Origin of the sequence: Mesorhizobium sp. (assembly GCF_004962925.1) — a bacterium.
Taxonomy (GTDB): Bacteria; Pseudomonadota; Alphaproteobacteria; order Rhizobiales; family Rhizobiaceae; genus Mesorhizobium.
On record NZ_SUEO01000374.1, the window covers coordinates 1 to 2272 of the forward strand.

Below are 2272 nucleotides of genomic sequence, written 5' to 3' on the forward strand. Positions count from 1 at the left end.
CCGCCCCGCCACCCCCTCAATACCCCAGCAGCTCCTTGAGCGGGATGACGCGGAAGACGGCCTTGATCGCGTAGCGGTTGAAGGTCAGCGTCTTCGGTGGATTGTACTGCTCGACGACCAGCTCGGCGGCGGTGCGCTTGACCAGTTTCTTGATGAACGCCTTGCCGTTGCGCTCGTTCTCCTCGGGGAACATCTCGATCACCACATGGTCGCCAGGCACGGCGTCGCGGCCGCCGCAATAGAGCATCTCGCCGGGCTCGTAGCGCGGCACCATCGAGTCGGAGAGCACATGCAGCGCGAACACCTTGCGCAAATGGGCGATGCCGGGCGGGCGCTGGACATAGCCGGCGACCTCGCCGTTGAAGGTGAAGTCGCCATCGTCGCCACCGACCGCAGCGCCCAGAAGCTCGATGTCCATCGGACCGGCGGGCAGGGGGGCGGCATCGGTGACGATCTCGGCGTCGGCGACATTGTCGGCGTCGTCGAGGAAGACGACCTCGCCCCTGCCGAGCGCAACCGGGTCGACGCGCAGGAAGGCAGCGGTCTTCAACAGGTTCTCGGTTTTTGGCAGGTTGCGGCCGGTTTCCCAATTGCCGACGGCGGCGACGTCGGTGTCATTGTGCTCGGCAATGTGGCGCATCACCAGGCCGCGCTGCTTGCGCGCCTTGCGAATCGCCGCCCCGACCTTGATCGACAATGAGGTTTTCGCCATGGCCTCATCTGAAACATAAGAATCGATTTCGTCCATGAAAGAATGGCTTGCATAATTTTTTGAGTTATGCTTATATGTAGCCATGCACAAGCCACGTCGCCTCATCTCGCTTTCCCATCCGTCCCGGCTGTCCTCCTCCCCGGCCGGGACGAAGCCCGAGGCTCGCGCCTCGGCTCCGGTCGCCCTGCCGTCAGCGGCGGCGGCCGGAACGGCCGGAGCCGTTTCCCTGACGGTTCCGGCCACGAATTTCGGTGCGTGCAGTGCCGGCGTTTCGTGCATTCGCACCGAAGATGGCACGGTCATCGTCTTCGACCGACAAACGGGCAGGGCCGTTTCCGGCCCCACCCGCGAGGCGGCCGAGGCGAAGCTTTGTCGCCGGAGGTGATCTCTCCTTCTCCCCGTTCACGGGGGAGCGACGAGCTTGGGCACAACTCTTTCAAACGGATCGACATCATGCCCGCCTATACCGACACAGAATTGCAACGCATCGCCCGCTGGCTGAAGGACGGACTGTCCGCCGCCAGGATCGCCGACCGGCTGAGCGCGCTGCGCGGCGGCCCGGCCTCGCGCAACGCGATAATCGGCGTCGTCCACCGCAACGCCGACTTGCGCGCCATTGGTTTTGCCAATCCCCAGGGCAGGTCCGGCGGCCGGCCCAGAAAAAACCCGGCAAAGCTTGTCAGGCCGGGCAAGTCCGCAGGGCCGGCCGGATCGCCTGGGCGAGCGCAGCTGCCTGGGCAAGCAGAGCTGCCGGGGCAAGCGAAGCTGCCCGTGCAACCAGAACTGCCGGTGCAAGCGAAGCTGGCAAAACAAAGCGGGCCTGCAAGGCATGTGACGCCGGCCAGGCTGGCGCCACCGGTCTGGCTGCCGCAGCGCCAGTTCGTGCACGAGATCCACGGGCCCGATAGCGAGGCCGTCAAGGTGCCGGCGCCGCACCCCACTGCCGTAGGGCGCCAGCCGCATGTCGCGGCCATGCGCTTCATCGATTGCCTGTTCAACCGCTGTCGGGCGCCGCTCGATCTGACGCTGGAGGAAGACCCCGAAAACGACGCGCCGGGCAGTCGGCCGGGACTGGACATGCTGTGCTGCGGCCTGCGCACGCTGCCGCTGAAAAGCTACTGCGCCTATCACGCGGCGCGCTTCTGCGACCATCGCCGCACGGCTTTGGCGGATGCGGCGTGAGCTGATCGCCGAACGGACGGCAATCTTGGGTTCTGCGAAGACAGCAAATGAAACGAGGAGCAACCGATGAGCAGGAAGACCGCCCAGAAGGCCAAAGCCAAGCCGCCGAAACTAGCCAAGGGCGAGGCGGAGCAGGTGCGCATCCGCAAGGAGGTCGGCCATGATTTCGCGCTGAAGGACGACGCCTTCGGCCGCAAACGGCTGGCGGTCGGCACGCTGGAGGCGAGGCGTGTCTATGAGGTTTCCAACGACGGCCCGCCCGGCGCCATTGTGCGGGTGCGCAATATCGACCCGCTGACCGGCATCACCTCGCTGTCGCGCCAGCAGCGCGAGGCGGGCATGCGCTACCGCGAGGATTTTCGCGTCTCGGCGCAGGAC

2 protein-coding genes and 1 pseudogene are annotated in these 2272 nt (G+C 65.9%); 2 read left to right on the forward strand and 1 reads right to left on the reverse strand.

The window, feature by feature from the left end:
* Positions 1-16: 16 nt before the first annotated feature.
* Complete coding sequence (locus E5W87_RS35075; RefSeq protein WP_292408450.1) at positions 17-712, reverse strand: helix-turn-helix transcriptional regulator; 696 nt, start codon at positions 710-712, stop codon at positions 17-19.
* Positions 713-1165: 453 nt separating this feature from the next.
* Between E5W87_RS35075 and E5W87_RS35080 the strand changes: the two genes are divergently transcribed.
* Entirely contained in the window at positions 1166-1894 is a 729-nt protein-coding gene (locus E5W87_RS35080; protein WP_292408453.1) for a GcrA cell cycle regulator, read from the forward strand.
* Positions 1895-1960: 66 nt separating this feature from the next.
* A pseudogene (locus E5W87_RS35085) lies at positions 1961-2272 on the forward strand (hypothetical protein); the annotation flags it as partial.